The organism is Citrobacter sp. Cb023 (genome assembly GCF_030336805.1).
Taxonomy (GTDB): Bacteria; Pseudomonadota; Gammaproteobacteria; order Enterobacterales; family Enterobacteriaceae; genus Citrobacter; species Citrobacter braakii.
Genome location: NZ_JAOWCV010000035.1, coordinates 1 through 26,335 on the forward strand (window position 1 = coordinate 1; position 26,335 = coordinate 26,335).

17 protein-coding genes, 1 other RNA gene and 1 pseudogene are annotated in these 26,335 nt (G+C 54.7%); 10 read left to right on the plus strand and 9 right to left on the minus strand.

All coding sequences use genetic code 11. From position 1 onward, the window contains the following. A partial coding sequence (locus OGW44_RS12370) for a tail fiber protein (protein ID WP_286454125.1) occupies positions 1-472 on the plus strand: 472 nt, incomplete at its 5' end. After that, the gene (locus tag OGW44_RS12375; RefSeq protein WP_101701457.1) at positions 472-1,065 is read left to right on the plus strand and encodes a tail fiber assembly protein; all 594 of its coding nucleotides are present in this window, start codon (positions 472-474) and stop codon (positions 1,063-1,065) included. The genes OGW44_RS12370 and OGW44_RS12375, both read left to right, overlap by 1 nt. On the opposite strand, the gene OGW44_RS12380 is transcribed toward OGW44_RS12375, so the two are convergent. The 3 genes and pseudogenes from OGW44_RS12380 to OGW44_RS12390 all read right to left on the minus strand — a co-directional run. After that, positions 1,037-1,456: a tail fiber assembly protein gene (locus OGW44_RS12380; protein WP_268063700.1), complete on the minus strand. Its 420-nt coding sequence runs from the start codon at positions 1,454-1,456 to the stop codon at positions 1,037-1,039. The two genes, OGW44_RS12375 and OGW44_RS12380, sit on opposite strands and share 29 nt — an antisense overlap. Then, complete coding sequence (locus tag OGW44_RS12385; RefSeq protein WP_286454126.1) at positions 1,456-1,791, minus strand: hypothetical protein; 336 nt, start codon at positions 1,789-1,791, stop codon at positions 1,456-1,458. The genes OGW44_RS12380 and OGW44_RS12385 overlap by 1 nt, the downstream gene beginning before the upstream one ends. Beyond that, positions 1,780-1,845 (minus strand): annotated as a pseudogene (locus OGW44_RS12390) (hypothetical protein); the annotation flags it as partial. The gene OGW44_RS12385 and the pseudogene OGW44_RS12390, both read right to left, overlap by 12 nt. A gap of 149 nt (positions 1,846-1,994) precedes the next feature. Between OGW44_RS12390 and OGW44_RS12395 the strand changes: the two are divergent. From OGW44_RS12395 to OGW44_RS12430, 8 genes are all read left to right on the plus strand, one after another. Beyond that, complete coding sequence (locus OGW44_RS12395; protein ID WP_278085771.1) at positions 1,995-3,167, plus strand: phage tail sheath protein; 1,173 nt, start codon at positions 1,995-1,997, stop codon at positions 3,165-3,167. A 9-nt stretch (positions 3,168-3,176) separates the two neighbouring features. Further along, positions 3,177-3,692 (plus strand): phage major tail tube protein, encoded by a 516-nt coding sequence (locus OGW44_RS12400; RefSeq protein WP_024552851.1) that lies wholly within the window; start codon positions 3,177-3,179, stop codon positions 3,690-3,692. A gap of 54 nt (positions 3,693-3,746) precedes the next feature. Beyond that, a complete protein-coding gene (locus tag OGW44_RS12405; RefSeq protein WP_001528658.1) occupies positions 3,747-4,049 on the plus strand; it encodes a phage tail assembly protein in 303 nt (100 codons plus the stop codon). A 14-nt stretch (positions 4,050-4,063) separates the two neighbouring features. After that, the gene (locus tag OGW44_RS12410) at positions 4,064-4,183 is read left to right on the plus strand and encodes a GpE family phage tail protein (protein ID WP_000763315.1); all 120 of its coding nucleotides are present in this window, start codon (positions 4,064-4,066) and stop codon (positions 4,181-4,183) included. Next, positions 4,176-6,953, plus strand: a complete 2,778-nt coding sequence (locus OGW44_RS12415) for a phage tail tape measure protein (RefSeq protein WP_278085773.1) — start codon at positions 4,176-4,178, stop codon at positions 6,951-6,953. The genes OGW44_RS12410 and OGW44_RS12415 overlap by 8 nt, the downstream gene beginning before the upstream one ends. After that, the gene (locus tag OGW44_RS12420; RefSeq protein ID WP_013098780.1) at positions 6,950-7,435 is read left to right on the plus strand and encodes a phage tail protein; all 486 of its coding nucleotides are present in this window, start codon (positions 6,950-6,952) and stop codon (positions 7,433-7,435) included. Before OGW44_RS12415 ends, OGW44_RS12420 begins: the two co-directional genes overlap by 4 nt. Further along, positions 7,432-8,532 carry a phage late control D family protein gene (locus OGW44_RS12425; RefSeq protein WP_278085774.1) on the plus strand — a complete coding sequence of 367 codons (1,101 nt, stop codon included), beginning with the start codon at positions 7,432-7,434 and terminating at the stop codon, positions 8,530-8,532. Before OGW44_RS12420 ends, OGW44_RS12425 begins: the two co-directional genes overlap by 4 nt. 67 nt (positions 8,533-8,599) lie before the next feature. Next, positions 8,600-8,818 (plus strand): ogr/Delta-like zinc finger family protein, encoded by a 219-nt coding sequence (locus OGW44_RS12430; protein WP_045901840.1) that lies wholly within the window; start codon positions 8,600-8,602, stop codon positions 8,816-8,818. Positions 8,819-8,857: 39 nt separating this feature from the next. Here the strand turns inward: OGW44_RS12430 and OGW44_RS12435 are convergent, their stop codons facing one another. The 6 genes from OGW44_RS12435 to OGW44_RS12460 form a co-directional block, all read right to left on the minus strand. Further along, positions 8,858-9,241 (minus strand): hypothetical protein, encoded by a 384-nt coding sequence (locus OGW44_RS12435; RefSeq protein ID WP_278085775.1) that lies wholly within the window; start codon positions 9,239-9,241, stop codon positions 8,858-8,860. Positions 9,242-9,337: 96 nt separating this feature from the next. After that, positions 9,338-9,701: a transfer-messenger RNA gene (gene ssrA / locus OGW44_RS12440) on the minus strand. Positions 9,702-9,773: 72 nt separating this feature from the next. Continuing rightward, on the minus strand, positions 9,774-10,937 hold the full coding sequence (locus OGW44_RS12445; RefSeq protein ID WP_109018004.1) for a beta-barrel domain-containing protein: 1,164 nt from the start codon (positions 10,935-10,937) through the stop codon (positions 9,774-9,776). 7 nt (positions 10,938-10,944) lie between these two features. After that, positions 10,945-13,131, minus strand: coding sequence for a type I secretion system permease/ATPase (locus OGW44_RS12450; protein ID WP_185654523.1), 2,187 nt, complete (start codon positions 13,129-13,131; stop codon positions 10,945-10,947). Next, positions 13,128-14,537 carry a TolC family outer membrane protein gene (locus OGW44_RS12455; protein WP_046275995.1) on the minus strand — a complete coding sequence of 470 codons (1,410 nt, stop codon included), beginning with the start codon at positions 14,535-14,537 and terminating at the stop codon, positions 13,128-13,130. Before OGW44_RS12455 ends, OGW44_RS12450 begins: the two co-directional genes overlap by 4 nt. 100 nt (positions 14,538-14,637) lie before the next feature. Next, complete coding sequence (locus OGW44_RS12460) at positions 14,638-25,899, minus strand: BapA/Bap/LapF family large adhesin (protein ID WP_185654524.1); 11,262 nt, start codon at positions 25,897-25,899, stop codon at positions 14,638-14,640. Positions 25,900-26,335: the final 436 nt, after the last annotated feature.

The following is a 26,335-nucleotide window of genomic DNA, read 5'->3' on the forward strand; positions in this document are numbered from 1 at the left end:
ATACCTTGGTCTGGGAGAAGGCTCTATGCTCCCGGTTGGGACTCCAATTCCCTGGCCGCTGGCAACACCGCCGACCGGCTTTCTGAAAATGAACGGTGCAACATTTGATAAGGTTGCAAACCCTAAGCTTGCCCTTGCGTACCCGTCCGGAGTCTTGCCCGACTTACGTGCGCAAACTATTCGTGGCTGGGATGATGGAAGGGGTATTGATACCGGACGGGCGCTTTTAAGCGAACAGGGGGATGCGATCCGAAACATTATTGGCAGTGCCGCGAACGTCTATACAGGAAACCCAGATTTAGCGACGGGCGTCATTACCTACACCGGTACTGGAATCACCTCGTGGCAGAGTGGAACAGGACTGAGTATTTCCTACAGAAACTTAAATATTAATGCTGCGACTCAAGTTCCAACCGCTGCTGAGAACCGCGTTAAAAGCGTGGCATTTAATTACATCGTGAGAGCGCAATAATGAAAGAATACATCACGCTTAATGCGCAGGGATTTGCAGAAACTTCAGGATGGATTGTTTGCTATCTGACAAAACCTGATGGGGAATATATCGGCTTTATTGATGAGTTTATCCCGGCAACTGCTGGCTTACCTGCTGGTGCATATATTGATGAACCCCCGGCCGATGAAGCGGGAAAAGCGATAATCCGTGTCGGCGATAAGTGGGAGTTAGTCGATGACCATCGCGGCGAAACGGTTTACAGCACAGAGAGCGGCCAACCAATTGAAGTGAAAGCCCCTGGTGATTACCCTGAAAACACAACACCACTTGCGCCAGCCACACCTTTTGACAAATGGAATGGCAGCGCCTGGGTGACTGATGAAAACAAACTGAAAGCTGCAAATATCGCTGAAAATGAGTTTCGTAAAGCCCAATTGCGCGCTCAGGCGGATTCAGAAATCGCCTGGCGACAATACGCCGTAGACAAGGGCAAAGCGACGGAGGAAGAAGCCGACGCTTTGATTGAATGGCAGGATTACAGGCTGGATTTGATGCGGGTTGATACTATAAATCCTGTCTGGCCTACACCGCCGGTTTCTCAGACCAGTTAATCTTTGGCGCACTGGAGGTGTCTACCCCCTCCAGTTCCTTGATATAAGTTCTCCACTCAATTAGTTTCGCCTTGTCTTCATCACTAATGGTGCCAAGCAGCAGGTCAATCTGCCACCCTTTGGTAACTTCTGATGCTTCAGCGAGGAACTGAGATTTTTGCTGCTCAGCCGCTGCAATTGCCGAGGCTTTAATTTCTTCTGCCGTTGGTGGTGGAATCTCTTCCCATGACGGGAGGCCATCATCACCGGCAACCCGACGCTTTCCATCCAGAGGCGTAACACAAAACTCTTCAAAAACAGATTTCTCAACAGAAACCACATCAGCAGGTGCTGACGTGCTATCAGCGAACCAGAATGCGTTCTGTTCTGAGCTATAAACGAAAGTGTGCATCAGATAGTCCCCACCACAACCCAGTTAAAGTTAGTAGACTGAGCGACAAATTTACCGTCACTGCCACGATATGAAGATGATTTAGCGAGAAATGAAGACGTTGTAGAAACTTGCGCACCATATACCGTGAAGAAGTCATACACCCCACCGCTACCTGTCCAGCTACCAGATAATCCTTCAATCACCACAGGGACATACGCTGACATTGCTACGGGTAAAGAAACAACAGCGCCACCATTTGCATCCGTGTTGCTGTTCCCCCATTGAATGCACATTCGGTTAGGGAATCGGTAAATATTGACCCCTCCGGATACAGAGAATACGAAAGAAGACATATCTGGTATCTGATTTACCCCAGTGCCAACCCCTCGTTTTGCCGCTTCTCCCAGACCAACCTTTCAAAGAATTTAAATGCACTGCTAACCATCATTTTCATCAATCTCAATTGTGCCATTTCCCACACATAGCCCGGTGCGTGCGCCGCACGCATATCAACCAGAACATAGGCACACCCCCTGTAAACCGGAGAGACTGCCTTATGGCTCAGGATTACCACCACGGGGTGCGCGTTGTCGAAGTCAACGAGGGCACCCGATCCATAACCACGGTGAGCACCGCCATCGTGGGCATGGTCTGCACCGGCGATGATGCTGATGCGTCCATGTTTCCCCTCAATAAGCCGGTCCTGCTGACCGATGTGCTGACCGCCAGCGGTAAAGCGGGAGAGTCAGGTACGCTGGCCCGTTCGCTGGATGCGATAGCAGACCAGGCAAAACCTGTGACTGTCGTTGTACGCGTGGCGCAGGGCGAAACCGAAGCGGAAACCACCTCCAACATTATCGGCGGCGTGACTGCTGACGGTAAAAAAACGGGCATGAAAGCGCTGCTTTCGGCGCAGTCACAACTGGGCGTCAAGCCGCGTATTCTCGGCGTACCGGGACACGACACGCAGGCGGTTGCCACTGAGCTGCTGAGCGTGGCGCAGAGTTTGCGCGGTTTTGCTTACCTGTCCGCCTACGGCTGCAAAACGGTGGAAGAAGCGATTGCCTACCGTGACAATTTCAGCCAGCGAGAGGGGATGCTGATCTGGCCTGACTTCATCAACTTTGACACCGTGTTGAATGCAGATGCGACGGCCTACGCCTCCGCCCGTGCGCTCGGACTGCGAGCCAAAATTGACGAGCAGACCGGCTGGCACAAAACCCTGTCCAACGTGGGAGTGAACGGCGTCACCGGCATTTCCGCTGATGTGTTCTGGGATCTGCAGGACCCGGCAACCGATGCGGGGCTGCTGAACCAGAATGACGTCACCACGCTTATCCGCAAAGACGGCTTCCGCTTCTGGGGTTCCCGCTGCCTCAGTGACGATCCGCTGTTTGCCTTTGAGAATTACACCCGCACGGCGCAGGTACTGGCTGACACCATCGCAGAAGCGCACATGTGGGCGGTGGATGGCGTGCTTAACCCGTCGCTGGCCCGTGACATTATCGAAGGTATCCGCGCCAAGCTGCGCAGCCTGAAAACGCAGGGCTACATCATCGGCGCGGACTGCTGGCTGGATGAGTCGGTGAACAATAAAGACTCCCTGAAAGCCGGGAAACTCACTATCGACTACGACTACACGCCGGTGCCGCCGCTTGAAAACCTGATGCTGCGCCAGCGCATCACCGATCAGTACCTGCTGGATTTCTCCAGCCAGGTCAGCGCGTAAGGGGACACCATGGCTTTACCACGCAAGTTAAAACACCTGAACCTGTTCAACGACGGGAACAACTGGCAGGGGATCGTTGAGTCTCTGACTCTGCCGAAATTCACCCGCAAATTTGAGAAGTATCGCGGCGGCGGTATGCCGGGCGCGGTGGACGTGGATATGGGGCTGGATGACGGCGCACTGGACACGGAATTTTCAATCGGCGGCACCGAACTGCTGTTATTCAAGCAGATGGGCAAAGCCACGGTTGACGGCATCCAGTTGCGTTTCACCGGCTCCATTCAGCGTGACGATACCGGCGAAGTGCAGGCCGTTGAGCTGGTTGTGCGCGGGCGTCATAAAGAAGTGGATTCCGGCGAGTGGAAAACCGGCGAGAGCAGCACCACCAAAGTCAGCAGCACCAACAGCTACGCGAAGCTGACCATTAACGGTGAGGTGCTCTATGAGGTCGATCTGGTCAACATGGTTGAAATCGTTGACGGTGTGGACCTGATGGAAGAACACCGTAATGCCCTCGGCCTCTGATTAACCTTAACGGCGCGGGCAGCCGCGTCAGTATTTCATTAACAGGAAACGAACATGAGCGACAAACTGACTGAAAAGACCGTAAAACTGGATACCCCCATCATGCGCGGTAAAGCTGAAATTACCGAGATTGTGCTGCGCAAGCCGCAGTCAGGCGCACTGCGTGGCACCCGTCTGCAGGCCATTATGGATATGGACGTGGGCGCGATGATGACTGTGATCCCGCGTATCTCCACCCCGACGCTGACCGCGCAGGAAATGGCAGAGCTGGACCCTGCCGATCTGACAGCAATGGCTGTAGAGGTGGTGACTTTTTTGTTGCCGAAGTCGGTGCTTGCCGATTTGCCGACAACCTGACGGTTGATGACCTGGTGGCAGACATTGCCACCATCTTTCACTGGTCGCCGTCCATCACTGACGTTATGCCGCTGACTGATGTGCTGGAGTGGCGGCATAAGGCAATTCAGCGAAGCGGGGCCAGCGATGAGTGATAATAACCTGCGACTGCAGGTAGTTCTGGGGGCGGTGGATAAGTTGACCCGCCCATTTAAAAATGCACAGGCTGGCTCTAAGGAGCTGGCATCAGCTATTCGACAAACCCGCGATCAGATTAAAAAGCTGAGTGATGCTGGAGGTCAGCTTAAATCCTTCGACCAGCTAACTCAGAGTGTTAGCCGTACTGGTGCCGAACTGGATCAGGCGAGGCTACGCGCTCAAATGATGACGCGCGAAATGTCATCTTTGGAATCCCCAACAAAAAAACAAACGCAGGCGCTTGAAGCTCAGTGGCGTGCTGTTTCACGTCTTGAACAAAAACAGCAACAGGAAACTCGCCAGATGGCGGCAGCCAGGGCTGAGCTTTATCGGCTGGGGTTATCTGCTGGGGGCGGAGCGCGCGAGACGGCGCGGATTGCACGGGAAACTGAGCGGTATAACCGACAATTAGCTGAGCAAGAGCGCAGGCTGCGTGAAGTTGGCGAGCGTCAGCGAAAGCTCAACGCTATCAAATCCAAGGCAGAAAAGACCCGCGAGTTAAGGAACTCTCTGGCAGGTAATGGTGCAGGGGCGATGGCGGCTGGGGTAACTACTGGCATGACGTTGCTGGCTCCAGTAAAAGCCTATTCGGAATCAGAAAATGCAGCGAATCAGCTCGCTGGTTCAATGATGGGACCGGGCGGAAAGGTAGCTCCTGAATTTGAAAAAATTAACCGGCTTGCAGTTGCTTTGGGCGATAAGCTGCCGGGAACAACAGCCGACTTTCAGAACATGATGACTATGCTACGCCGTCAGGGTATGTCGGCGCAGGTCATCCTGGGCGGCTTGGGAGAGTCAGCCGCTTATCTTGGTGTGCAGTTACAGATGGCCCCCACTGCAGCTGCTGAATTTGCAGCTAAGTTACAAGATGCTACTCAGACCTCCGAAAAAGACATGATGAATCTGATGGACGTGATCCAGAAAGGATTCTACGCGGGGGTAGATTCAGGAAATATGCTGCAGGGTTTCTCAAAAATCAGCAGCGCGATGGATATTATTCATAAAAAGGGATTGGACGCGGCTAAGACATTTGCTCCTCTATTGGTTATGGCTGATCAGGCTGGTATGGCTGGAGAGTCAGCCGGTAATGCCTACCGAAAAGTATTTCAGTCCGTCATGAATACGGAAAAAGTGAAGGATGCTAATGATGAACTAAAAGGCACTGGCGTTAGGTTCGATTTTACGGATGGCAAGGGGGAATTTGGCGGGCTGGAGAAAATGTACACGCAGTTAGCTCAACTCCAAAAGCTTAATACTGAGAAAAGGTTAGCTACTCTAAAAGGTATTTTTGGGGATGATGCGGAAACGCTGCAGGTGCTAAATATTATGATTACCAAAGGCATCTCAGGGTATCGTGAAACGGCTTCAAAGCTACAAAATCAGGCTTCTCTACGCGAGCGTGTTGATGCCTCCTTGAATACTCTTGGTAATAAATGGGAAGCCGCTACAGGTTCCTTTACCAATGCTATGGCTAGCATCGGTGAAACAGTTGCCCCAGCATTAAAGAAGCTGGCTGACTGGTTGGGGGAACTGGCGTCACGTCTGGATGGTTTTGTTAAGCGACACCCACAATTGACTTCTGCGCTGTTTAAGCTGGCAGCTGGGTTTGCCATTGTTGCCACCGCCGCTGGAGTTGTTTCACTGGCGCTGGCGTCCGTACTAGGGCCGATGGCAGTAGTACGAATGAGCGCAGGGGTGATGGGGCTAAAATTTTCATCTGCATTTGGTCTTATTGGGAAAGCAATCACTTCTGTTGGCAAGTCAGTTATATGGCTGGGCCGATTGATGTTTGCAAATCCTATATTGGCTGTCATTGGGCTGATCGCCGCTGGTGCTATTTATATCTGGCAGAACTGGGACACGCTTGGACCAAAATTCAAGGCAATGTGGGATGCCGTATGTAATGCCACAAGTACGGCATGGGATTGGATTAAAGAAAAGGCCAGCGCCGCATGGGAGGGGATTAAGTCACTGTTCTTTAATTATACCTTGCCGGGATTAATAGCTAAAAATTGGGATGCAATAAAAACTGGAGTTTCTGAGGCGTGGGCCAATATCAAACAATCTATTAGTGATAAATGGAATTCGATCCTGGCTGATGCTGTCGCGCTTCCTGCGAAGTTTCAGGAAATGGGCAGCGCCATTATTGACAGTATTCTCAATGGGATTAATGCCAAATGGGAGACTCTTAAAAGCAAGCTTTCCTCAGTCACCGATTATCTGCCTGACTGGATGACCGGAAATGATAAAACACAAGGCAAAGCACAGGTGCAGGTGATTGGTGGAGCAGCGGCTGCTGCGGTTCCGTTTGCCGGAATGTATGACAATGGCGGCACGATCCAGCGTGGTCAGTTTGGCATCGTCGGGGAGAACGGCCCAGAAATTGTGAACGGTCCCGCAAATGTTACCAGCAGACGGCGCACTGCCGCGCTGGCTTCCGTCGTTGCAGGTGTCATGGGCGTAGCGGCAGCGCCTGCGGAGGCAGCACCTTTGCATCCGTACAGCCTACCAGCAATGGCATACAAACAAAGTCAACCTGTGAAATCTGCCAGTGTACCGTCAGTGATCCGTTATGAGATTAACGCGCCCATTCATATCACTGCCCAGCCTGGGCAGAGTGCGCAGGATATTGCCCGCGAAGTCGCGCGGCAGCTTGATGAGCGCGAGCGCAAAGCCAGAGCGAAAGCGCGCAGTAATTTCAGTGATCAAGGGGGATATGAATCATGATGATGGTGCTGGGGTTATATGTTTTCATGCTGCGTACAGTGCCATATCAGGAACTGCAGTATCAGCGAAGCTGGCGACACGCCGCCAACAGTCGGGTGAACCGGCGACCATCAACGCAGTTTCTTGGCCCGGATAATGACTCGCTGACGTTATCTGGCGTACTGCTGCCGGAAGTCACTGGGGGCAGGCTGTCATTGCTCGCGCTGGAGCAAATGGCCGAGCTGGGCAAAGCATGGCCTCTGATTGAGGGAAGCGGGACCATTTACGGCATGTTTGTGATCGAGAGCCTGAGTCAGACAAAAACAGAGTTTTTTGAAAGTGGAATGCCTCGCCGTATTGAGTTTACGCTGACCCTGAAAAGGGTTGATGAGTCGCTGTCTGATATGTTCGGCAGTCTCAGTGATCAGCTCAGTAACCTGCAGGACTCTGCAACGTCTGCGATAGGTAATATTAAAAATACGGTTGGAGGGTTGCTGCAGTGAATTTTAGCTCTGATCTTTTTGACCTGAACAGCAGAAGCCCGGCTTTCAGTATCACTATTGAAGGTAAGGACGTGACCATCGCGCTGGATGCGCGCCTGATGAGTCTGACGCTGACCGATAACCGGGGTTTTGAGGCTGACCAGCTTGATCTGGAGCTGGACGACGCCGACGGGCAGATCGTTCTGCCGCGACGTGGTGCCGTTATTCAGCTGGCGCTGGGGTGGAAGGGCCAGCCGCTTTTCCCAAAAGGGGCATTTACGGTGGATGAGATTGAGCACAGCGGTGCTCCTGATCGTCTGACTATCCGTGCCCGTAGCGCTGATTTCCGTGAAACCCTCAATACCCGGCGCGAAAAGTCATGGCACCAGACAACCGTTGGCGATGTGGTAACGAAAATCGCAGCACGGCATAACCTCAAAATGGCGTTGGGTAAAGACCTGACGGACAAGGCGCTGGATCACATGGACCAGACCAATGAAAGCGATGCCAGTTTCCTGATGAAGCTGGCGCGCCAGTATGGGGCGATTGCTTCCGTTAAGGATGGAAACCTGCTGTTTATCAGGCAGGGGCAGGGAAGAACGGCGAGCGGTAAGCTGTTGCCGGTTATCACCATTGAACGTAAAGCCGGTGACGGTCATCGTTTTACTCTGGCTGATCGTGGTGCTTATACCGGTGTAATTGCTAGTTGGCTGCATACCCGCGAACCCAAGAAAAAAGAAACAACCAAGGTTAAGCGCCGCCGGAAGAAAACCACCTCGCCCAAAGAGCCGGAAGCAAAACAGGGTGATTATCTGGTGGGAACGGATGAAAACGTGCTGGTTCTTAATCGTACTTACGCAAACCGCAGCAATGCTGAGCGTGCAGCAAAAATGCAATGGGAGCGCCTGCAGCGTGGGGTTGCGTCATTCTCGCTGCAGCTCGCAGAGGGCCGGGCAGATCTCTACACCGAAATGCCAGTAAAGGTGAGCGGCTTTAAACAGCCTATCGACGATGCCGAATGGACCATTACAACGTTGACGCATACGGTCAGCCCGGATAATGGTTTTACTACCAGTCTGGAGCTAGAAGTAAAGATTGATGATATAGAAATAGAATAAATGAGTTCTCAATATTAATTCTTTGTGTATCATTATTGAGAACTTAATGGCAGCGGAGAAACTCAAGATGATGAATTGTCCAAAGTGTGGACACTCAGCGCACACTAGGAGCAGCTTTCAGGTAACTGATAGCACAAAAGAACGTTACTGCCAGTGTCAGAATATCAATTGCGGTAGCACCTTTGTCACTCATGAAACAGTAGTGCGGTTTATCGTTACGCCAGCCCTAGTAAATAACGCTCCTCCTCATCCAGCAGCAGGCGGACAAGGCCACATGAATTTTTGAAGAGTCTTTATCACCATTTGGCTTACAAATGGAGTGTCGTTAGAACTGAGTAGCGTTTTCGATGATATTGGCTTTATAGGCTTTCTCTTGTTCAAAAGTCATAGAGCCACTTTTCTTACACTCATTCCCGCCAGCATCAATTTTGTAACCTTGATCGCGTGTGACGTTCAGAAGCGTGACCCTTTTTATTGTCTCCGGCTTCCATTTATTCATGAAATAGTCATTACATATCCAGTCAAACATGGCGGTAGCCATATCCTGCGTCACTTTTGAACGGTCATATCTGACAGTGAGTTCACCATTTTTAAGACTATGCTCACGAGCATTTGTGCCAGCAATGACATTCTCAATCGAAACCGGAATCTTGTCTGCATAGGAGTTGGCGCTGGTAATAAGTAATAAGGCAATTAGAGATTTTTTCACGTCGGTAGTCCCTTTAATGGATAAATGTCTGTCGCCATTTTGCCGCCACTACTAAATAAAAAGGGGCTACGTTTTCACGTAACCCCTTGTTTTATTTGGTGGAGCTGGCGGGAGTTGAACCCGCGTCCGAAATTCCTACATCCTCGGTACTACATGCTTAGTCAGTCTTTACATTCGCCTGGCACCTGCGGACAGACACGCCACTACCAGACTAGCCTGATTAGATTTAACGCTTCAACCCCAGGCAGGGCCTCCACGCGATCTCTTTTGGGTTTGACCTCTCTTTGATCCCCGTCTTAAGAGCGGAAGCTAGGGAGAGAGGGCTCAGAGCAGGTTATTAAGCTGCTAAAGCGTAGTTTTCGTCGTTTGCGACTATTTTTTTGCGGCTTTTTACGAGGCCAACCGCCCCTCGGCATGCACCTTGGGTTTCGCGAATCCCGTCGAATCCAGAATCAGCCCCAATGTGTTAGAGCAAGTATAACAGACTTGTGACACGCGTGACCAGCCCCCGCAACCCCTAATCCTCAAGGATTTACCGCTCGCGCAGCGCTTCTTTTGCGCGATTAAACGGTTTGATTAAATAGTCGACGATGGTTTTTTCACCTGTTTTTATATCCACTGTGGCAATCATTCCCGGTACGATGGAGAAATGGCGTCCCAGTTTGTTCTGTAAGAAGTCCTGATGGGTGCGGATAAACACGCGGTAGTAGAATATTTCCGGTTTCACTTTGTCCTGAATAGTATCCGGGGAAATAGTTTCGACTACGCCTTCCAGACCGCCGTAAATCGCGTAGTCATAAGCGGTTATCTTCACCAGCGCCCGCTGGCCGGGGTGGATGAACGCGATATCGCGCGGAGACAGGCGGGTTTCAATCAGCAGATGATCGTCCAGCGGTACAATCTCCATCATCTCGCCATTGGGCGGGATAACGCCGCCAATGGTAGTGACCTGGATGTTTTTCACAATACCGCGCATCGGCGCGCGCACGGTCAGGCGGGTGACGGAATCCTCGCGTCCTTTCAAAATAGCCGCCAGCATATCCACTTCGGCATTGGCTTTTGACAGCGCTTCCCGCGCCTGCACGAAGTATTGTGAGCGCAGATCGGTGATTTTTAATCCTAAATCGCTTTTTTGTCGTTGCAGACGCAGCACTTCAACGTGGCTGGCGGCACCACTTTTTTCCAGCCGTTGGGTTATGGCCAGCTCTTTATTTACCGAGACCAGCGCATCCTGCAGTTCTGCCATAGAATCAGCGAGCTGCGCGCGGCGGCTTTTATACAAGCGCGTTTCGGAGGCGATGAGATCCGGCCAGGCGCGTAGTGAAGCGGGAAACACGAGCGGCAGATCGTTAACTTCGGCATTGAGCCTTGCGCTGGAAGCCAGTGAGGCGCGATAGCGGGCGGCGCTCTCCCCAACGTTGGACTCAGAGCGAGTGGGGTCGAGGCGCGCGACAATCTGATTAGCCTGTACTTTATCTCCTTCGCGTACCGTGAGCTCGGCGAGAATGCCGCCATCCAGCGACTGCAAAACCTGCTCGCGCGAGCTGGGGATTACCTTCCCGCTGCCGGTCGAGACTTCATCCAGCTTGCCGAAATACGCCCAGAAACCCAGGACGGCAAATAGCAGCGTGCTGAGCAGAATAATGCGGCTGGCCCCGGAGAAACGGTGCTCGCGGCGGATATCGAGGTCGTCCATGGCAGCGTCATGCGGATTGGTTTTCATTTTTCCACTCCCGACCGTGAGTAGGGGCTGGTGCCCGGCTCGCATTCAGCGCCTGCGCTTTCGGGGCATCCATGACCAGTTGACCTTCTTTTAACACCACTACGCGCTCGACCAGCTCCAGAACCGGTACGCGATGGGTGGCGACAATCAATGTTCGGTTGCCCAGCCACTGGTTCAGGCGCTGAATAAACTCTCGTTCGGTATGTTCATCCAGCGAGGCGCTGGGTTCGTCGAGCAGCACGATATTGGGCGATCGCAGCAGCATTCTTGCCAGCAGGATCGACTGCCGTTGTCCACCGGACAGACCGTTGCCGCCCTCCATAATGGGGTGCGCCAGCCCTTTGGCGAGTTGTTTAACGAAAGCCGCCGCGCCGCTGACCTCCAGCGCTTCGAAGATCTGCGCGTCACTGGCATGCGGTGCGCCGAGGGTCAGGTTCTCGCGCAAGGTGCCGAAAAACAGCCGCGCATTCTGACTGAGAAAACCGATATTGCGGCGTAAATCGGCCATATCGATCTGCGCCAGGCTAAGGTTATCGAGTCGGACATCGCCCTGGATAATCTCCACGCCGCCCGCCATGGCCTGTAGCAGTGTTGATTTCCCGGCGCCGTTACGCCCGAGGATCGCCACCCGTTCGCCGGGCATGACCTCCAGACGTGAGATGCGCAGCGGAACGCGTTGATCGTCGCTGTGGTAGCGAAAGTGCGCGTTTTCAAACAGATAATGGCCGTGAAAAATCTCCTGATGCACCCGGTCTTCATCGTACTGCGTTTCGGTGGGAAGCTGCATGATGCTGTCTAACCCCATCTTCGCCGCCTTGACCTGCTGCCAGCGGGCCAGCACGCCACACAAGTTCGCCATCGGGGCAATCATTCTGGAACCGAGCATCGACGCGGCCACCACGGCCCCGGTGGTCATTGTGCCTTCAATGACCATCGGCGCGCCGAACATAATGATGGCGGCGTAGACCAGGCTTTGTACCGACATGCCCCAGCCAATCAGCCCCTGAGTCAGCTTGCGCGTGCGCAGCCCGGACTCTCCGGTAATACGGATGTAGCTGTTCCACTGCTGTAAAAAGCGGTTTTCCGCCTGCATCAGCTTGATATCTTCCAGCCCCTGAACGCTCTCGACCAGCACCGCGTTGCGCAGGGTGGATTCATGCGCTGCCTGGTTGGCGAGTACCGCCAGTTTCTTCTGTAACAGCAAACCAGGCAGGATCATCAGCAGGGCCGCGACGGGGGCTATCCACGCCAAGGGCGGGGCGATAAAGGCCAGCACCACGATAAACAAAAAGAAAAACGGCAGATCGACAAGGGTCGACAGGGTTGAGGAGGTGATCATCTCGCGAACCTGTTCCAGCTCGCGCAGTTGAGAAATAAAGCTCCCCGTCGAGCGGGGAACGGCGCTGTTGCGCAGCCGCAATGCGTGGCTGAACACGCGATCGGAAATGCGCATATCAGCGCGTTTGCCGAGCAGGTCCATTATGTGGGTACGCGCTTCGCGCAGCAAAAAGCCAAACAGCACCGCCACCAGAACGCCGGTGGAGAGCACATACAGCGTTGGATAAGACTGGGCGGGGATCACCCGATCATAGACCTGCATCGAAAAGATAATCCCGGCAAGCGACAGGACGTTAATCAGAAAGGCGGCAATCATGACCGGCAGGTAAGGGCGGATATCCTGTAACACCAGTTCGCGCATCCAGTCGGGCCTGAAGCGCGAAATATAGCGGTCTACCCGACTGTCCTTCAGCGCCGACAGCGGGCGCAGCGCGGTAATGCTCACGATCTCCGGCAGAAGTTCTGCAACTGTGAGTCGGTTACGCTGGCCCTCTTCGGCGATGATAAAAACATCCAACGCATCTTCACCGTTGAAATGTTCTATCACCATCAGTTGGCCGTCGCGCAGTTCCGCCACCACCGGCAGACGCCACTGGCCGAATGCCTGCGTGGCGGTATCCAGCGCATGAAATGACAGCCCCGCCTGACGCGCCAGCTGCGACAGGGCCATAGCTCGGCTTTTTCCCGCAAACCACGGGGCGTTGGCCTGGATTGCGCCGGGCGAACAGGCAACGCGATAGTGGCTGGCAATATGCGTCATCGCCAGCGCCCACTGGCTCAGGGCGTGTTCGCCAATCGCATCTTCCGCATGTGTATCGACGTCGCTCATAGCTTTATCTCCACCGATTGAATACTGCGGTTATTTAAGGCGAACGCCTGGCGAAGCGAGCCGGTGTTATAGAGGCAGTTCAACTGGAGCTGGCGCAGCTGGTTTTGAGTCTGGAGTTCAGCAAAACGGGCCTGATATACCTCCTGCTCGGCGTTAAGCACGTCGAGCAGTGGGCGTGACCCGAGGTCCAGATACTGCTGTTGATAAAGCTCGCGCGTTTGTTCACTCAGCCGTTGCTGGCGACGCAGGATCTGCAGGGCAGTGGCGAGGCTCATCGCCTGGCTGCGGGATTCCAGTAATTTCTGCCGCACTTCAAGTCGGGTACGCTGGATGGAGTACTGTGCAGACTCTACCGCGTGACTGGCGGCGTTGCGTCTGGCGGTGAGTCCGCCCCCCTGATACAGCGGCATCTCGACTTTTACCCACGTGGAGTACTGGGTTTTATCGAGCACCTCATGGCTGGGGTATTTGTCGTTGAGATAGTGCTGAACCGACGGCTCGAGGGAGATAGTGGGCGTCATCTGCGCGTTGGCGTAATCGAGATTTGCCTGGGCCACATTCGCCTGCGCCCATGCCGCCAGCACCGCAGGAACCAGCTTATCGTCCGGTTTGACCACATCACAACTGCTGTCCAGTTTGACCGGAAATTCGTTGCTGATGCCGTTAAGCGAGTTCCAGCCGAGGAAGCTCATCAGCGTTGCCTTGCTGCTGTCGAGATTAGCCTGATACTGCGCCAACTGAGAACGTGCAGACTCGATACGCGCATCGGTTTGCACCACGTCGGATAGCGAGGTTGCCCCTTCATCATTGCGTTGACGGGTCAGCCGACCAATACCGTTCAAGGCGCTGAGCTGCTCTTCGGCGGCGTCCACCATTTGCTGCCACGTCTGCACCTGGACTATCGCGTTGGCGGTTGCGTGGGCGATGGTATCAATACTGAGTAACACATTCGCCTGCTGTTGTGCGGATCCGGCGGTTTCAGCGCGGACCTGGCTTGCCACTTTGCCGAAGTCGTACAGCATTTGCGATACTGAAATAACCAGGGCCGGGCTAAAGCCGTGATCGGTATAAGTATTGCTGTAACCGTTGTTCATCCCGGCAGAAACCTGCGGGTAATATTTTGATTTCGCCACGTCGATCTGCTCATTTTGTGAGAGCAGTTTGCCGATGGATTCACGAATAGAAGGATGCCAGCTCACGGCGCGGCTCACTGCGTCGTTGAGCGTCAGGCTGCCGGGGGCGGCGGCGCTCAGCGGCAGATCGGCAACCGCGCCGTCCAGCGAGGGCAGCATCTGGCTGGTGGCCAGGCCTTCCGGCGTAATAATTTGCGGTTCATCTTCGGCATTCACCCGCAGGGTACAGAGCGTTAATGCCAGCAGTAAGGCAACAGGCGCGACATTTCTCATAGTTTATCCCTTACAAAATACGGCAGCGACGACTGTTATTGCCCCGGACGTCATGGCATCCGGGGCTGTAGTTATGGCGCTTTAACGTTATGCGTTAGCTTCAGGGCACAATGTGATTTTGTTGCACCAGCTCATCGAGCGTGGTGTGTACGTTCTCCAGCGTTATGAGATTGGTTGAGTGATAAGTGTTGCCCGTACCGTCGCGGTCGATGGCAATCACCGTGTTGTTACCGCTGGTGGTCACGGTGAGGTAGTTGCCGAGCGTAGTGTTCTGCCCGTTCCAGCCCACCAGCAGGTCGCCGATATCGATTTTGTCGCCCTGGGCCAGCGAGAAGTTGGTCCAGTTGTCGGTAGGTCCAACGCCAACATTGCCAACGTTACCACCGGTAGCGTCGTTGGCGTTGAGCAGGTGATAAATCAGCGTATCGCCGTAGACACTGCCGGTAAAACGATCGGCATCTACGGTGCTTACAACCTGCGGATTCATGTTGATGGTCAACGTAGCGGTATCGGTATGCCCATTCTGATCGTTTAGGGTGTAAGTAAATGTCTCTTTGGTGAGGATGGTGGAAAGTGAGACATCGCTGTTGAGGGCGTAGGTGTAATGACCATCAATGCCAATGGTCAGTTTGCCGTACAACCCGTTAATGATGGCGCTGGTCGTGCTGCTCAGCGGATCCAGCGTGGCGGTGCTACCGCCCGTGCCGCTCACCGTCAGCAAGGTATGCACGCTGGCAATATGGTCCCCGTCATAAATGTTGCCGGCGACGCTGTTTGCCGCGGACGTTTCGACGTTCTGCAGGTCGATTATCGTGCCTTTCACGCTAGGGGTGATGGTGATATTCCCCAGCCCTAAAGCCCCGACGCTGCCGGTGTAGTCGAGTCGATAGTTACCGGGGTGCAACATGATCCCCAAGGCAATATCGATATTGCCGCCAATAAGCAATCCACCGTTGAATGAGTTACTGGCAACCTTGACGTTGTTGCTGTCATACAGCGCCCAGGTGACGGTCAGTCCGCCCAGCGTCAGACCTGAAGCAACGTTAAAATGCAGTATGGCGTTTTGCACCGCCGTTCCCGTCGCGACCTCAATGACGCCAGTGCCATTTTGTGAGGTGGGAGAAAGGAGTTGGGCGTTCCAACTGGCGTTCCCGACGCTGTTGTCAGCAAACAATCTGGAGGTGTCCGCCTGCGTGGTGACCGCCATCGTGCTGCTGACGTCATTTACGGCGTCCAGCGGCTGCGGCGTTGGTTTGATATTCAGCGAGGCGCTGCCGGTATCGCCGTTTGGTGCTCTGACCTTATACACGAAGCTGTCCGGGGTGTTGATACCGTCTGCACCCAGTCCGCTTCTTAGCGTGTAGGTGTAGTTCCCCTTCGCATCGATAGTCAGCGTGCCGTACTGCCCATTAATAGTGGTAGTGGCCGTCCCGTTAACGACGATACCGTTAACTTCGGTGATAACGGTATTGGCCGGAGCCGAGTCGTTGACCAGCAGATTGCCATTGGTTGTCGCACTCAGGCTGTCGACGGCGTAGGTGTGATCGGCCTGAATATTCAGGGTATAGCTGGTCAGCAGCGTCAGGCCGCCGGAAGCGTTAAGCAGGAACAGATAATCGCCACCTGGTAGCGTAATGGTATACGCTGACGAACTTCCGCCCAGTAGGGCGGTGACCCAGTTTGGCTGTACCCGGTACTGCTCATACTGCTGAATTGACTCGTTGAAGCGATAAACATAGAGATCGAAGCCGCCAAGCGTCACGCCGAGAACATTCGCCTGTACGGTCAGCGTGCGGGTTGCGCCATCGTCAACGTTGAACTTAATCGGGTTAGTCAGACCGTTGACCAGACTGACGTCCAGCACATTGCCGAGTCCGACGCTGGCGAGCGTGAAGCCGGTTTGTTGTGATGGCAAGTGGTCAACCGCGATGACCTGCGTTCCGTAAGTCAGCACTGCTGCATCGTCTGCCGCGGTTACCGTGCTGGTGGTTGGAGCCTGACCGAGCGTTACCACCAGTTTTGCCGAGGAGTGATCGCTGCCATGCGTCAGCGTGTAGGTGAAGCTTTCGGAGCGCCCATACACCGAGATTGACGTATTGGTCAGGGTATAGGTGTAGCTACCGTTCTGATTGATATGCAGAATACCGTATTTCCCTTGCACATCAATGCCGCCCGCCGGGATATTCACGACGTTGCCGTTACCGTCGGTGATGGCGGTGACCAATGTGCCGGAAGGCGCATTATCCTGCCCGTTGGCGGGATCGGTATCCGTGATGATGTTCCCGGATTCCGTGGTACCGCCGATGATGGTCCCTGCGCTGGCTTTCACCACCGAGACATCAAGGCTGGTGTATGCGCCGGTCGCCAGCAGGTTGGTGTTGTAGCTGACCACGCGGTAATCACCACCAGTCAGCCCGCTGTAATTGAGCGTTACGCCCGAGGCACCCAGGGTGAGCAGGCTGGCGAAGTCTGGTTTCCCGGTATCCACCACCGTTACCCAGGCATTCAGCCCGGTGTCAAAGCGCTGGATAACGACTTCAAGCGTGTTTAACAGCGACAGCACCACGCCGGTCGCGGCGGCATTGATCGTAATGGACCCACTGCCGCCAGAAGCGATGCTGAAATTAACGCTTGCCGTATCGTTCCCCAGCACGTTGGCGACATTCCCCAACGCATTAACCAGCAGGAAACCATAATCGCTTTGATGCTCGGTGCTGACGATAACATCGGTTTGCAGCGGCAGACTGGTGACGTTGTCTTCAGCCAGCAGTGGCAATACCGGTGCGATAGCGCTTGTCGGCGATGAGGTATTGCCCGCCGCATCGGTCGCCGTGGCGGACAGCGACTGGCCTTCAATTTGGCGAACCGGCAGGTTGACGCTGTAGACACCGCTGCTGTTGGCGATTGCCGTCACGCTGGTGCCGCCGGGCAGGGAGATAGTGACCGTGCTTCCCGCTTCGGCGACGCCGCTGACGGTGCCGCCATCGGCGCTGATCAGTATCGTTGGCGCGGTCGGTGGCGTGGTGTCCACAATCACGCTGAACGAACTGGATAACCCGCTTGCGCCGTTGGCGTTTGTTGCAGTGGCGGTAAACGCGTGGTTACCTTCGCTGAGCGCCCCCGATGGGGTAAAGCTCCAGATCCCGTTACCGTCTGCGGTCGTGGTGCCCATTAGCACGCCGTTGTTGTACAGGCTGACGATGGCGTTAGCCTGCGCCGTTCCGCTGAGCGTTGGCAGCGTATCATTGGTGGTTTTACCCGCCGCGACGGGCCCCGTGATCGTACCGACGTCATCGAGAACGGTGGCAATAACCGGCGCAGGCGGTACGCCAGTAAACGGTGCCAGAACGTTACCCGCCGTGCCGATGTTGCCTGCGGCATCCTGGGCGCTGACCTGCAGCGTTTGCCCACTGATTTGCGGTGGGTTCAGCGTGAAGGTGAAATTACCGGAGGCGTTGGCGGTTGCCGTGCCGAGCACCGTTCCACCGCTGGAGGTAATAATGACCGTGCTGTTTGGCTCGGCAACGCCGGTGAGCGTGGTACCGTTGGCGTTTACCGCCAGCCCTGTAGGAATGCCCGGGGCGACGGTATCGACCACGATCGCTGCCGCAGACGATATGCCACTGGTATTACCCGCACTGTCCGTTGCGGTGATGGTAAAGGAGTGGGTACCTTGTGCCAGCGCGGTGGTTGGGGTGTAACTCCAGTTGCCGCTGCCGTCCGCCGTCACGCTGATGACAAAGCTGCCGTTATCGTAAATATCGACCCGCGCGTTGGCTTCTGTGGTGCCGTTTAACGTTGGGCGTGCGTCGTTGGTTGGCTGATTAGCGCCAATCGCCCCGGTGTTTGGCCCGACGTCGTCAATAATGCTGCTGATTGAAGGCTGCGTCGGCGCCGTGGTGTCGACCACCACGTTAAAGCCTGCCGTCGCACTGCTGGTGTTGCCCGCCGCATCTGTCGCGGTGACGGTGAAGGTGTGCGATCCATTCGTCAGCGGCGTAGTTGGGGTAAACGACCAACTGTTATTACTTTGCACCAGCGCCGTACCTAGCAGGGTGCTTCCATCATAGATGCTGACGGTGCTGCCTGCCTCGGCGGTACCGTTCAGTGTCGGGCGCGCATCGTTGGTCAGTTGTCCGTTGTTGAGCGCCGCATTGAACACGCCGCCTGCGATATCATCCACCACTGAGACCAGCAGCGGGGCGGATGGCGCAATGGTGTCGACATTAATAATAAACCCGCCGGAGGTAGGACTTACGTTTCCGGCGGCATCGGTGGCGATAGCGGTAAACACATGCTGACCGTTACCCAGCGCGGCAGGCAGATATTCCCAGGTGCCGTCTATCGCCGCAGTTACCGTTGCCAGCAGTGTGCCATTATCGTAGATGGCTACCCGGGCACCGGCTTCCGCCGAGCCGTTGAGTACGGGACGGGTGTCGTTGGTAAAGGCCCCGCTCGACAGCGTTCCGGTTCCCGGTAGCACGTCATCAAAAGCCTGGATAATCGTTGGCGCAAGCGGGGCGACGGTATCAACAACGATGTTAAATCCAGCGGACGTGAGGCTGACGTTTCCGGCAGCGTCGGTGGCTGTCACCGTCAGCGCGTGGTTACCGTTGCCAAGCTCGGTTCCTGGCGTGAAGCTCCAGGCGCCCGTGCCATCCGCTGAGGTAAAGCCGATAAACGATCCGTTATCGTAAACTCTTACCGTGGAATTGGCTTCAGCCGTGCCGCTAAGCGTCGGGAGTGGATCGTTCGTGGCCTGACCGTTGTTCAGATTACCGATCAGCGGGCCGACATCATCTGCAACCTGAGTAATCGCTGGCGTACCAGGCAACACGGTATCCACGATAAGCGTGAAGCTATTGGATGGCTGGCTGGTATTACCGGCGCTGTCGGTGGCGGTGACGGTCAGCGTATGCGGGCCGTTACTGAGTGCATCCGTTGGGGTTAAGCTCCAGGTGCCGTTTGCCCCAACGGTGGTGGTGCCGATGGGCTGACCATCGCTCAGGACGGTAATGGTCGCGCCAATTTCACCGGTGCCGCTCAGGGCCGGACGGGATTCATTCGTGGTCTGCCCGTTGGTTATCGGGCCTGTTGTCGGTGCGGTGCTGTCCTGAACTGAGCTGATGACCGGGATTGACGGGGCAACTGAGTCCAGCTCAATAGTAAACGATGATGATACTCCGCCGGAGTTACCTGCCTGATCGGTGGCAACGGTGGTGAATATATGTTGTCCCTGTCCCAGTGGTGCATCTGGTGTGAAGCGCCAGTTGCCTGACTCGTCCACCTGCGCTGTACCGATGGCGTCGCCGTTATCACGGATCGTGATGATGGTACCGATTTCGCCTTTGCCGTTCAGCGTAGGCTGCGCATCGTTCGTCAGTTGTCCGTTAGCCAGTGTTGTATTGCCTGGCTGATCGTCAATTACGGAGGTAATGGTCGGTGCTGCTGGCGGCAGCGTGTCGACGACAACCACAAACGGCGGCGTTGCCGGGCTGATATTGCCCGCGCCATCTGTGACGGTGGCAGTCAGCGAGTGGCTGCCTTCACCGAGAGCAGGCGCAGGCGTAAAGCTCCAGTTGCCGTTTTCATCGCTGATGGTTGTGCCGATGACCGCCCCGTTATCGCGGATGGTAACAAGCGAATCCGCCTCGGTAACGCCAGCAAGCGTTGGGGTATTATCGTTGGTCAACTGCCCGGAGGTTAGGATTTGGGTTGTACCAACGTTGTCTGTGACTGTCACAATAGAGGGGGCATTCGGCACCAGGGTATCGACAATGATCTGGAAATCACCGGATGGATCTCCCTGGTTGCCTGCGGCATCTGTTGCGCGAGCGGTAAAGATATGGTCGCCTTCTCCCAGCGGAGCGGTCGGGGTAAAACTCCAGAATCCGTTGCTGTTTACCGTGGTAGTGGCATAAGCGATGCCATTATCGTAAAGGGTGATGGTTGCCCCCGCTTCGCCGGTTCCGTTAAACGTCGGGCGTGAATCGTTGGTAATTTGCCCTTTATCCAACGATCCGGTGCCGGGGGCAATATCGTCAATAATGCTGGTGATAGTTGGCACCTGCGGGGGCGTGGTGTCGATGGTGATTGCGTAGTTGGGCGACAGACCACTTGGGGTACCGTCCACCGTTTGTGAAACCGTGAAGTTATAGGTAATGCCGTTAGTCAGCGCAGTGGGTAGCTGATAACTCCATGCGCCAGACACGGCATCGGCGGTTACCGTGGCGATGAATGCGCCATTTTGATAGATAGTCACCGATGCCCCAGCAGTGGCCGTCCCTTGCAGCAGCGGTAAGGTGTCGTTGGTGGTTTTACCGTTGCCAATCACCCCCATGATGGGCGCGATGTCATCAACGATCTCAAGAGTCGGTGGATGCGGAACGCTGGAGGTAGCGGCGTTAAACGTTGTCGGATCACTTTGATTTCCGGCGGTATCCTGAGCGATGGCGTTGAGCGCCTGACCGGTTGTTTGCGCTGGCGAAATGGTGACAGCAAAGTTACCAGAACCGTCTGCCACCCCCTGGCCGAGAATGGTGTTACCGCTGCGAATAATCACGGTGCTGCCGGCATCGGCCGTACCGCTTACCAGCGTCCCGTTAGGATCTACGCTGGTAACCGTAGGCGTTGCAGGCGGCAGGGTATCGACAATCACCGTCAGCGGGTTATCTGCAGCCAGTGAGTTACCTGCGGCATCCACTGCGCCGAACGTCAGTGTGTGAGTGACGTTCGGCGTGAGGGGAACATCCACACTCCAGGTGCCGTTAGCAGCAACCGTAGCCGTAGCAATTGCGACGGGATTATTGCCATCGAAAATTAACACTGTACTGCCCGGTGTGCCGGTCCCGCTGAGGGTCGGGGTGGTATCGTCCGTGACGCTGCCATTGGTTAGCGAACCGGTAAAGATTCCAACGTTATCCTGAATATCCGTTACCTGCGGCAACGTCAGCTTCGTGTTGTTAACCGTAAACGAAATGCTGTTTGAATTGTCGCTGATGTTACCTGCTGCATCGGTTGCGGTGGCGCTTAATGTGTAGCTTCCGTTCGCCAGCGCAGTCCCTGGCGTAATACTCCAGGTTCCGCCAGCCACCGTTGTAGTACCGATTACCGTCCCCCCGTTATACAGGGTGATGGTATCCCCGTCTGAGCCAGTACCGCGAATGGTTGGCGTGGTGTCATCAGTCACGGCATCTGTCGCAAGGTCGCCCGTGACATCACCGACATTATCGTTGGCGGCGATGATCACCGGTGGTGCAGACGACGTCGTGTCGATGTTCAGTGTTATGGCGTTAGATGGCAGGCTGACGTTGCCTGCTGGATCGGTTGCGGTGAGAGTTACCTGATAACTACCAGGAGCAACCGGTGCTGACGGAGTGAAGCTCCAGGTACCGTCTGCACCTACTGTTGTTGTTCCCTGCAATGGGGGAGTACCGGCAAGATAGAGGGTAATCAGATCCCCGACGTTCCCCGTGCCGCTAAAGGTTGGCGTGGTGTCATTGGTGTTGCCATTAGTGACCACTCCCGTTACCGGAGCCACATCGTCGGTAATGATTGGCGCGGCTGGTTGTGCGGGAGGCGTATTGTCTACTGTCAGAGTAAAGCTGGCCGACGGGATCCCCGTGTTGCCCGCGACGTCGGTCGCCGTGGCGGTAAATTTATGCGGCCCGTCGGCGAGTGAGGTTGGGGTAAATGTCCAGGTGCCGTCTGGCTGTACGGTGACGGTGCCAATAGAACCGCCATTATCATAAATCGTAATCTTCGCGCCGGGCTCGCCGGTTCCGGAGAGTTCGGGATTCGAGCTTTTGGTACTGCTGCCGTTACTCAGCGTTTGTAGATTTGTCCCAATCAGACCTTCTGCAGAGCTGATAACCGGGGCAACTGGTGGGGTGGTATCAATCGTCAGCGTAAAGTTCCCTGCATTGCTGGCGTTGCCTGCAGCGTCCGTGGCGATAGCGGATAAATTGTGTGCGCCTTCACTGAGCGGTTGGCTGAGTTGAATACTCCAGGTGCCGGCGGGTAAAACCGTTGTGCTGCCAATTGGCGTGGAACCCTCATAGAGGGTGATTGTAGAACCGGCTATTCCGGTTCCTTTCAGCTCTGGTAAGGTATCGTTTGAACGGCTTCCGGAAGGCAGATCGATCGGCGCATTCCCAACGTCGTCGGTGGCAGCCAAAATGACAGGATCGCCTGGCGGTTGAGTATCTACGGTAACGCTGACCACTGTGGGTGAGGTGATGACATTACCGGCGGCATCGGTTGCCGATACCGTAAACTGATGAGTGCGGTCGCCGAGCACCTGATTTCCCGGAACGGTATAGCTCCAGGTGCCCGAACTGTCGACAAGAATAACCGTCATCAACAGACTGCCATCGTACAGGCTCACCAGCGAACCGGGTTCACCGGTACCCGAGAGGGTTGGCGTGTTATCGTTGGTGACCCAACCGTTATTTGCAACGTTGCCCGTAATGCTGCCAACATCATCGTTAACCAACGTTATTACTGGAACGGTTGGGGCGATGCTATCGACAATAATTTTCCAACTGGCGGCGCTGCTGGTGTTGTTGGCAGCGTCTGTTGCCGTCACCGTAAATACGTGCGCGCCCTGGCTTAGTGCTGCGGTGGGCGTATAGTTCCAGTTACCGTTGTTATCAGCGTTAACGGTCGCAAGCAGGGTGCCATTATCATAAATTTTGACCCGCGAACCTGCTTCGGCGATGCCTTCAATTTTCGGTTTATCGTCGTTGGTTAACCCATTGTTATTGATGGGGCCAGTGAAATCGTCAACATCATCAGTAACGGCAATAATAACTGGCTGGTTTGGTGCAGTGATATCCGGAGCCAACGCGGAGGTAGGCTGACTCTCGTTATTGCTGCTGTCCGTTGCTGTGACGTTTACCGTTTCGCCGTTCTTTTGCGACGGCGCTATAGACACGGTGAAATTGCCGCCGCTGTCAGCCTGGCCTATGCCAATCGGGTTACCGTTGCTGTCTTTAACGGTGACGGTGCTTCCCGCTTCAGCATGTCCGCTTACAGAACCGCCGTCTCCGGCGACGGTGACGCCGGTTGGCGCATCAGGTGCCGTGGTGTCCGGTGCGGTGACAGAGGCGTTGTCGCCCTTGTTACCTGCGGTGTCGGTCGCATTTGCCGTAAGGGTCTCGCCGTTGGTTTGCGGCGGAACCAGCGTTGCGGTGAAATCCCCATCCGTATCGGCAGTTGCCGTACCAATGATATTGCCATCTGGATCCAGAATATTGACCGTACTGTCGGGTTCGGCCTTGCCGGTGACCTGGTCGCCAGTGCCATTAACTAGCAGGTTTGTTGGGGGCTGTGGCGCGGTAATGTCTGGTGCAAGCGCCGTTTCTGGCAGGCTTGGGTTTCCTGCCGGATCGGTTGCGATGGCTTCAATGGTTTCGCCATTGGTCTGTGGTGGGTTAATGGTGATGGTAAATGAGCCGTCCGTTCCGGCGACGCCGCTGCCGATCTGAGTTCCGCCACTGCCGGTGATAACCACGGTATTGCCCGGCTCGGCCGTCCCGGTAACAACAGTGCCATCGGCAGATACGTTCAGATCGTCCGGCGCTGACGGTGGTTGTGTGTCGATGCTGATATTGAACGCTGGTGACATGCCTCCTGTACCTGACTGGTTTGTCGCGGTGGCGCTGAAGGCGTGTAGCTCATCTGATAACGGGGAGCTGGAAGTCCATGTCCAGTTACCGTTACCGTCAGCCAGTACGCTGTCGATAATTGTGCCGTTGTCGTAAATAGTCACCGTGCTGTTGGCGTCGGCAGTGCCAGAGAGCGTGGGGGTATTATCGTTGGTGGCCTGATTATTGCTCAATGGTCCGGTTGAGGGGGCGAAATCATCCATTATGCTGACGATAACAGGCACGCCCGGGTAGCCAGAGTTGGTGGCATTGAAAGAGGTATCTGGCCCGATGTTGCCTGCCTGGTCCTGAATTTTCGCGATCAGCGCTTCACCGTGCGTCTGTGAGGGCGAAATCGCGATGACGAAATTGCCGGTTTGACCGACCGTTGTTGAACCCAAAACCTGATTATTACTGCCGATGATAATGACCAGGCTTCCCGCCTCAGCGCGACCAGTTACCTCGTTACCTTCTGGATTAACGGAGGAAATGACTGCGGCTGCAGGCGGGGTGGTATCAACCGTGAATGTCGGTACGCGCGTTTCCGCGCTCACGTTACCTGCGGCGTCAGTTTGCGTCAGCGTCAGATTGTGAACACCATCGCTGAGCGGAATGTCCGGTGTAAATGTCCAGTTACCATTGTCATCCACTTGGGCCATGCCGATCAGAATGCCGTTATCAGAAATGCTGATGAAACTACCTACTTCGCCTGTACCAGTGAGCGTCGGCGTAGCATCGTCGGTTACGCCGTTATTGGCGATAAAGCCGGTAATGGAACCGACATTGTCGGTTTCCTGAGTGACCACGGGGGCGTCGGGGGCAAGCGAATCGACAATAATTTCCCAACTGTCCGACATGCCGCTGCTGCCAGCACCGTTTGAAGCGCTGACGGTAAACTGGTGTGTGCCGTCTGCCAGAGGAGAGGATGGCGTAAACGACCAGTTGCCGTTGGCATCGATTGTGACCTGGCCTATTTCGACGCCGTTATCAAAAATATGTAATGTGGCATTCGCGGGGCCGGTGCCCTGGAGTGTCGGCGTATTATCGTTGGTGGATTCCTGCTGATTGACAGGGCCAGTAATCAGCTCCTGGTTATCGATTATGCTGGTGATAACGGGGACGTCAGGCCTGTTAGGGGTTGTCGTTGGCGGTGTGCCGCCATCACCGTCACCGTCGCCATTACCGTTACCGTTACCTTCGCCGTTGCCACCGTTGCCATTGCCGCCGCTACCATTGCCGTTCCCGGCATTACCGTTTCCAGCGTTATTATCACTCCCACCACCGCCGCCGCCACCACCACCACCACCACCCGCAGCGAGGCCAATCCCGCCAGCGACAGCGATCCCGCCAAGAACCCACGGCCAGACGGCGCCGCCTTCATGACTGCCTTCGGCCGTCATCAGTGGTGTGAGATCGTCCAGGTGCTGGAAATGGAATGCTCCGTCAGTATCCTGAACCCACCACAGTGCGCCATTACTGTCCTCCAGAACAAGTTGGTTTTGCGCTTCGCCTTTTCCGAGGTAGAAATTTTTAATGGTGATGGTTTCACCTGAGCGGAGTGTGACAACCAGATCCTGATTAACGCGCGTGAGTTGACTCACCTCCTCACGCGACACAGACAGTTTCACGATAGAAGGTGAACTGAGCGTAACTTCAGAGGCTTCAACATTTGTGGAAACGCCAGTTAATTTTGATACAACGGCGAGTAGACGCATATGTTCACTCCTGATGGCATGCCGGGAGTATTAATCCGCAACAGCGCGCTGGGAAAATGAGCAGACAGGGGCTCCGTTCATCATAAAGATGAATTTACACATGTAATTTCATTGATTAGGTCACATAGATGTTAGTTTATTGATTAAATACGTCTGGGCCCTTTCGGCTGAATAGTTCTTTCGTATTAGATGATATAGTCAGAAAGAAAGTATTCTGCAACTTATCCATATTAAAAAAGTAATTAGTCATTTGAAAAGGATACTTTCCAGTTTGCTTTTAACGGTTGTTTTCATGGCAACTAATTGTATTTAAATGATTTTGTTTTTATTGAAATGAATGTCAATATAATAAACAATAGTAATAATAGTGTTATTAAATAAATGGAAATATGAATGCTATGGTCTTGAACTTTTATATTATTGGACTATAGACCGC